1 pseudogene is annotated in these 449 nt (G+C 38.5%); it reads right to left on the bottom strand.

Annotated elements, in window-relative coordinates:
- A pseudogene (locus tag ACDX78_RS23260) lies at positions 1–85 on the bottom strand (ribulose-phosphate 3-epimerase); the annotation flags it as partial.
- Between the last annotated feature and the right edge of the window lie 364 nt (positions 86–449).

Raw genomic sequence — 449 nt, 5'->3', positions numbered from 1 at the left:
CCACATCCGCACCTGCGACAATAACCTTCTCGACCTCCTCGCCCAGACGGGCAAAATCTGCCGACAAAATCGAAGGCGCAATCAAAAATTGGCTATTATTAGTTGGATGGGCAAATTTATTAGGGGCTTGTTTAGGTGAGTCTTCAAGAATTTCAGACTGGTTCATCGTCATTGTCCGTCAGCTTTGATTAAAAATTGCGGATATTTTAGCAAAGATTATTTTAAAAAACTTAGACTATTTGGTGACAGTGACGATTAACAGCGACTATTTAACAGCGACCATTGGATGTCCGTGAAAATAAATACCGTCACAAGCCTTGCAGAATTTACATTTAAGTAGTCAAAACAAGCAAAAAACAAGGTAGCTAGACTATGCTAGATTATAATTGATAAATACCAAAAAAGATAAAACCCAAGTCTTAGGGCAATAGAATTGGGTTTTAGGGCAC

Origin of the sequence: Virgibacillus oceani (assembly GCF_041521345.1) — a bacterium.
Taxonomy (GTDB): Bacteria; Bacillota; Bacilli; order Bacillales; family Amphibacillaceae; genus Virgibacillus_N; species Virgibacillus_N oceani_A.
The sequence above is the reverse complement of the archived record's forward strand: the minus strand, read 5'-3'. Positions and strand labels throughout refer to the sequence as shown.